At 69.8% G+C, this 6,600-nt stretch carries 5 protein-coding genes; 2 read left to right on the top strand and 3 right to left on the bottom strand.

Features of this window, described 5'->3' with window-relative positions; genetic code table 11:
- Positions 1-113: 113 nt before the first annotated feature.
- Together ACZ58V_RS35835 and ACZ58V_RS35830 are read right to left on the bottom strand one after the other, a co-directional pair.
- Positions 114-2,729, bottom strand: coding sequence for an ABC transporter permease/substrate binding protein (locus ACZ58V_RS35835; protein ID WP_471295332.1), 2,616 nt, complete (start codon positions 2,727-2,729; stop codon positions 114-116).
- Complete coding sequence (locus tag ACZ58V_RS35830) at positions 2,722-3,813, bottom strand: quaternary amine ABC transporter ATP-binding protein (RefSeq protein ID WP_471295331.1); 1,092 nt, start codon at positions 3,811-3,813, stop codon at positions 2,722-2,724. The genes ACZ58V_RS35835 and ACZ58V_RS35830 overlap by 8 nt, the downstream gene beginning before the upstream one ends.
- A 198-nt stretch (positions 3,814-4,011) precedes the next feature.
- Between ACZ58V_RS35830 and ACZ58V_RS35825 the strand changes: the two genes are divergently transcribed.
- Positions 4,012-4,941, top strand: coding sequence for a 5'-3' exonuclease (locus ACZ58V_RS35825; RefSeq protein ID WP_468197505.1), 930 nt, complete (start codon positions 4,012-4,014; stop codon positions 4,939-4,941).
- A 123-nt stretch (positions 4,942-5,064) separates the two neighbouring features.
- Positions 5,065-5,907: a siderophore-interacting protein gene (locus ACZ58V_RS35820; protein ID WP_471295330.1), complete on the top strand. Its 843-nt coding sequence runs from the start codon at positions 5,065-5,067 to the stop codon at positions 5,905-5,907.
- A 39-nt stretch (positions 5,908-5,946) separates the two neighbouring features.
- Here ACZ58V_RS35820 and ACZ58V_RS35815 read toward each other — a convergent pair whose 3' ends face one another.
- Positions 5,947-6,537 (bottom strand): GNAT family N-acetyltransferase, encoded by a 591-nt coding sequence (locus ACZ58V_RS35815; RefSeq protein WP_468197415.1) that lies wholly within the window; start codon positions 6,535-6,537, stop codon positions 5,947-5,949.
- Positions 6,538-6,600: the final 63 nt, after the last annotated feature.

Here is a 6,600-nt window from a genome sequence, read left to right as displayed (position 1 = left end):
CGTCCCCCCCCCCCCCCCCCCCCCCCCCCCCCCCCCCCCCCCCCCCCCCCCCCCCCCGTCCCCCCCCCCCCCCCCCCCCCCCCCCCCCCCCCCCCCCACCGCCGCATCCGGCCTCACTGCGGCGTCATGCGCTCCACCATGTCGGGGTGCTCCTTCAGCCACGCGGCGACGGCCTCTTCCTCATGGCCCTGACCGCGGTTCTTGATCTCGCTCTCCAGGGTGCCGAGCTCGTCCTCGGTCATCTTGAAGTTCTTGATCCACTTCGTGAGCTGCGGGTATTCCTCGGGGAACTTCTCGTTGGAGATGGTGCGGATCGTGTTGCCCTCGCCGAAGGCCTTCTTGGGGTCCTTCAGCTTGGTCAGCTCGTAGTCGCTGTACGCCCAGTGCGGCGACCAGAGCGTGACAGCGATCGGCTCCTTCTTGGCGTAGGCGCGCTTCAGCTCGGCCAGCATGGCCGGGGTGGAGCCGTCGACGACCTCGTACTCCTTGTCCAGGCCGTAGCCGGGCAGCACCTTGTTCTTCAGCAGGTCCATCTCGCCGGTGCCCGGCTCGATGCCGATGATCTTCCCCTTGAAGGTGCCGGACTTGCCCTTGAGGTCCTCCAGGGAGTCGACGCCCTTCACGTACGACGGTACGGCGAGCTCCAGCGAGGTCGGTTCGTACCAGGTGCCCAGGTCCTTGAGCCGGTCCTTGTTCTTGTCCCAGTAGTTCTTCTGGGCGTAGGGCAGCCAGGCGTCGAAGTTGAGGTCGAGATCACCCGAGGCCAGGCCCGTGTAGACGGGGCCGACGTCCATCTGCTTCAGGTTCAGCTTGTAGCCGCGCCGTTCGAGGACGTTCTTCCACAGGTAGGTGACGGCGATGTCCTCGTCCCAGGGGAACCACGCCACGTCCAGGGGCTGCTTCGCCTCGGCGGGCGTGCTGCCGCCGGCGTTCTCGACCGGGGCCATCTTGTCGGCGAAGCCGGGGTTCTGCTTCAGCCAGGCGCGCACGGCCTCCTGCTGATTGCCCTTGCCCGCCTTGTTGATCTCGGCTTCGAGGCTGGTGAGTTCCTTCTCGTTCATCTTGAAGTTCTTCAGCCACTTGGCGACCGTCGGGTCGTCGTCCGCGAAGCCCTTGCGGGACAGCGTGTGCACACCGTCGCCCTCGCCCCAGGCACCCTTGGGGTCCTTGAGCTTCTTGAGGTCGTAGTCGTTGTACGCCCAGTGCGGCGACCAGAGCGTGACGACGATCGGCTTCTTCTGGGCGTAGGAGCGCTTCAGCTCGGCCAGCATCGCGGGCGTGGAGCTGTCGACGACCTTGTACTCCTTGTCCAGGCCGTACTCCTTGAGGACCTTGCTCTTCAGCAGGGCCATCTCGCCGGCGCTGGACTCGATGCCGGTGATCTTGCCACCGAACTGGGAGGCCTTGCCCTTGAGGTCCTCCAGGGAGTCGATGCCCTTCATGTAAGAGGGCACGGACAGCTCCAGGGACGTCTTGTCGTACCAGGCGCCGAGGTCGTCGAGCTGCTTGCCGTACTTCTTCCAGTACTGGGCGTGAGTCGTGGGCAGCCAGGCGTCCGTCTGGAAGTCGACGTCGCCCTGGGAGAGGGACGTGTACAGCGGGCCCGCGTCGAACTGCTTGGCCTCGACCTCGTAGCCGCGCTGCTCCAGGACCTCCTTCCACAGGAAGGTGGAGGCGACGCCCTCGTCCCAGGGGATGTAGCCGATGCTGATCTTCTTGCCCTGGCCGACGTTCTTGCCGCCAGCCACGGCGGTGGAGTCGGTGCTCTTGCCGAAGACACCCATGCCGCCCGCGGCGAGCGCGAGGACGACGACGCCGATCACGGCGACGACCGGGCGGGGCCGGTAGGACCAGATCTTCAGCCCCTGGGCGGCGCGCAGCTTGGCGGCGGCGCGGCGGCCGAGCGGGGAGACCTGGGTGCCCAGGGCGCTGGTCATGCGGTCCAGGTAGATCGCGAGGATCACGATGGCCACGCCGGCCTCGGAGCCCAGGCCCACGTTGAGCTGGCCGATGGCCTCGTTGACGTCGCCGCCGAGGCCGCCGGTGCCGACCATGCCGGCGATCGCGGCCATGGACAGGCCGAGCATGATGACCTGGTTGACACCGGCCATGACGGTGGGCAGGGCGAGCGGGAGCTGGACGCGGAGCAGGGTGTTGCGGGGCGTGGTGCCGAACGCGTCGGCGGCCTCGACCAGTTCCTTGTCGACCTGCCGGATGCCCAGCTCGGTCATGCGCACGCCCGGTGCGAGCGCGAAGATCAGCGTGGCGACGATGCCGGCGGGGGCGCCTGTGCCGAAGAACAGGATCGCCGGGATGAGGTAGATCATCGCGGGCAGCGTCTGCATGAAGTCCAGGACGGGCCGGACCAGACCGCTGACGCGGTCCGAGCGGGCCGCCCAGATGCCGACGGGTATGGAGATCACGAGCGCGATGACGGTCGCCACGAGGACGAGCGCCAGGGTGATCATCGCGTTCTCCCACAGTTCGAGGGAGTCGATGAACGCGAATCCGGCGAACGTGAGGACACCGGCGAGCGTGCCGCGCAGCCAGAAGGCGATGACGGCGAAGATGCCCGCGAGGAGCAGTGGTTCGGGGGCCTGGAGGACGGCGTTGATGCCGTCGTAGAGGCCGAGGAAGACGGTCTTGCAGAAGTCGAACAGCCACGCCATGTGGGTGGTGAGCCAGTCGACCCCGTCGTTGACCCAGCTGCCGAGCTCGATCCTAGGCACGGGCGGTCACCTTCTCTCCGCCCTTGTCCTGCGGGGCGTCGCAGGGCTGCGGGGTGGTGTCCTGCTCGTCGCCGAGGAAGCCGATCAGGCGCTGCCGGGGGACGACGCCGATCTGCTTGTTGTCCTGGTCCACGACCGAGACGGGGTGGGAGAGCCCGGCGCTGATCGCGCACAGCTCGGTGAACGGGGTGTCGGCCGTGGCGGTCCGGCAGTGGCAGCCGGGGTTGTCGGCGGTGACCGAGGGGTCCATGATCTCGCCCGCGGTCAGGACGCGGGAGCGGTCGACGTCCTGGGTGAAGGAGGCGACGTAGTCGTTCTCCGGCCGCAGCAGGATGTCCTGGGCGGTGCCGATCTGGACGATCTCGCCGTCGCGCATGACGGCGATGCGGTCGCCCAGGCGCATGGCCTCGTTGAGGTCGTGGGTGATGAAGACGATCGTCTTCTTGAGCTTCTGCTGGAGTTCCAGCAGCTGGTCCTGCATGTCGCGGCGGATCAGCGGGTCCAGGGCGCTGAAGGACTCGTCCATCAGCAGCAGGTCGGCGTCGGTGGCGAGCGCGCGGGCGAGACCGACGCGCTGCTGCATGCCGCCGGACAGCTCGTCGGGCCAGGACTTCTCCCAGCCGGCCAGGCCGCACAGGGCGAGCGCCTCGTCGGCGCGGCGTACGCGCTCGGCGCGGGGCACGCCCTGCACTTCAAGACCGTAGGCGGCGTTCTCGCGCACGCTGCGGTGCGGGAAGAGCGCGAAGTGCTGGAACACCATGCTGATCTTCTGGGAGCGGACCTTGCGCAGCTCGCGGTCGCCGAGCGTGGTGAGGTCCTGGCCGTCGAAGCGGACATGCCCGGAAGTCGGCTCGAGCAGGCCGTTCAGCATGCGCAGCAGGGTGGACTTGCCGGATCCGGACAGACCCATGACGACGAAGATCTGGCCGGGCTCCACGGTGAAGGACGCGTCGATCACGGCGGCGGTCGTGCCCTCGGCGCGCAGTTCCTCCCGGTCGGCTCCGTCGCGGAGCCGCTCGACCGCTCGGTCCGGTCTTCTGCCGAACACTTTGTACAGGCTCTCTGCCTGAAGCCTCGCTGACACGTTCACCTCAATCTCGACGGCAACAGAACAGAGCGAGGACAGGGCCGCAAACAGTTGAAATGCGCAACCAGCCTCGCTCTGGGGCGGCGCCTCCCCCCTATCCGGAAAGGCAAACCCACAAGTGGGGCGCTTCACACAAGACGCACACACCGCAACCCACCACACAGCGGCGAGTGGCTGTCAGTGGCGTACGGCATGATGCGTGGCGTGACCGGACGACTGATGCTCCTCGACACCGCCTCCCTGTACTTCCGCGCCTACTTCGGCGTCCCGGACTCGGTCCGGGCCCCGGACGGCACGCCGGTGAACGCCGTGCGCGGGCTGCTCGACTTCATCGACCGCCTGGTCAAGGACCACCGGCCCGACCAGCTCGTGGCCTGCATGGACGCCGACTGGCGGCCGCACTGGCGGGTGGAGCTGATCCCCTCCTACAAGGCGCACCGCGTCGCCGAGGAGCGCGCGGCCGGCCCGGACGAGGAGGAGGTGCCCGACACGCTGTCGCCGCAGGTGCCGGTCATCGAGGCGGTGCTGGACGCGGTGGGCATCGCGCGCGTGGGCGTCGCCGGGTACGAGGCGGACGACGTGATCGGCACGTTCACCGCGCGGGCGAAGGGCCCGGTCGACATCGTCACGGGCGACCGCGATCTGTACCAGCTGGTGGACGACGCGCGCGGGGTGCGCGTGCTGTACCCGCTGAAGGGCGTGGGCACGCTCCAGCTCACCGATGAGGCATGGCTCCGCGGGAAGTATGGGGTCGGCGGGAGCGGGTACGCGGATCTGGCCCTGCTGCGCGGCGACCCCAGCGACGGCCTGCCGGGCGTGCCGGGCATCGGAGAGAAGACGGCCGCCAAGCTGCTGGCCGAGTACGGGGACCTGGCCGGGATCATGGCGGCGGTCGAGGACCGGCGGTCGAAGCTCACGCCGACGCAGCGCAGGCGGCTCGAGGAATCGCGCCCCTATCTCGCGGTCGCGCCGAAGGTGGTCCGGGTCGCGGACGACGTACCCCTGCCCGATGTCACCACGGCGCTGCCGCGGGCCCCGCGCGACCCGGCGGAGCTTCGGACACTGGCGACGCGCTGGGGGCTGGGCGGCTCACTGGAGCGTCTTCTGACCACGCTGGCGGTGTGACGGGGGCGGGCCGACGGCCTTCCGCAGGCAGGCGGTGTTCATGAACCTCTCATTCAAGAGGTGTTAAGTGGGGGCGAGGTGCTAACTTAGGTAACCCTAACTATGCGAGACAGGGAGGTCCTCATGGCAGAGCGACCGGGACGCCAGCCGCGCAAGCCGCATTCCGCTCAGGTCGTCCGCACCGAGCGGCTGACTCCGCACATGCAGCGTGTGGTGCTCGGCGGCGAGGGCCTCGCAGACTTCGCGGCGGGCACGTGCACCGACCATTATGTGAAACTGCTGTTCGCGCCCGAGGGCGTGACCTATCCGGAACCCTTCGACATGCAGCGCATCCGTGACGAGGTCCCCCGCGCACAGTGGCCGGTGCCCCGGACGTACACGGTGCGCCATTGGGACGCCGAGCACCGCGAGCTGACCCTGGACTTCGTCGTCCATGGCGACGAGGGCCTGGCCGGCCCCTGGGCGGCCCGCGTCCAGCCGGGCGAGACCGTGCGCTTCATGGGACCGGGCGGGGCGTACGCACCCGACACCGACGCCGACTGGCATCTGCTCGTCGGTGACGAGAGCGCGCTGCCCGCGATCGCCTGCGCCCTGGAGGCCCTGCCGCGCGGCGCCAAGGCCTATGCCTTCGTGGAGATCTCCGGCCCCGAGGAGGAGCAGAAGATCGACTCGGACGTGGACGTCGTCTGGCTGCACCGCGGCGACCGGCCCCTCGGCGAGGCGCTGGTCGAGGCGGTACGGAACCTGGAGTTCCCCGAGGGCCGGGTGCACGCCTTCGTCCACGGCGAGGCGCACTTCGTGAAGGAGCTGCGCCATCTGCTCCGGGTCGAGCGCCAGATCGCGCGCGAGGACCTGTCGATCTCCGGCTACTGGCGGCGCGGCCACAACGAGGAGGGCTGGCAGGCCTCGAAGCGGGACTGGAACGCACGCATCGAAGCGGAGCAGGAGAGCAGCCCGGCCGCCTGAGCGACGCGAGCGCGACGGCCTGACGGCCTGCCGTGCCCCTCAGTCGCCCCGCACTCGCGCGTGCAGATGCATGTCGTGCCAGCCGTCCGGGTGCAGGGCGGCGCCGCGCTTCGTGCCCTCGAGGGCGAAGCCCGTCCTGGTGGCGACGCGGCAGGACGCCTCGTTGCGCACGGCGTGCAGGAGTTCGAGGCGGTGGAAGCCGGTCTCGTCGAGGGCCCAGCGGGACAGTGCGGTCGTGGCACGCGCGGCGATGCCCCGGCCCCGTGCCGCCGGGACGGTCCAGTACGCCACCTCCGCCGTACCGTCGTCGAGCCGTATCTCGCGCAGCGCGACCCGCCCCAGCAGTGAGCCGGAGTCCGCGTCGGCGACGGCCCACTGCGCCTCCCGCTCCTCCTTCCACGCCCGGTGCCAGTCGCCGATCCAGCCGCCGACCTCCTCCTCGGAGTCGGCGGACCGGGCGTGCCACCGGTGCATCACGGGATCCTGGAAGACCTCGTACACCGCGGGCGCGTCCGCGGCCCGCCAGGGGCGCAGGAGGAGTCCGTCGCCGGTGGCGAGGGTGGGCTGCGGGCTGCGGGCGAGGGTCCCGGCGGTCAGGACCGGGCTGGTGAGGAACGGCACGCCTCGCATCCTGGCAAGGACGCGAGGGGCGGCTCCAGTGGTTTTCCGCCCGGCGCACCGGGCCTCGTACGC

The organism is Streptomyces sp. NPDC040589 (genome assembly GCF_055594445.1).
This window is presented reverse-complemented; position numbering and strand designations above follow the sequence as displayed.

Coding starts and splice junctions, on each gene's coding strand:
- ACZ58V_RS35825 (WP_468197505.1), top strand. CDS start 4,012: ATGCGTGGCGTGACCGGACGACTGATGCTCCTCGACACCGCCTCCCTG.
- ACZ58V_RS35820 (WP_471295330.1), top strand. CDS start 5,065: ATGGCAGAGCGACCGGGACGCCAGCCGCGCAAGCCGCATTCCGCTCAG.
- ACZ58V_RS35815 (WP_468197415.1), bottom strand. CDS start 6,537: ATGCGAGGCGTGCCGTTCCTCACCAGCCCGGTCCTGACCGCCGGGACC.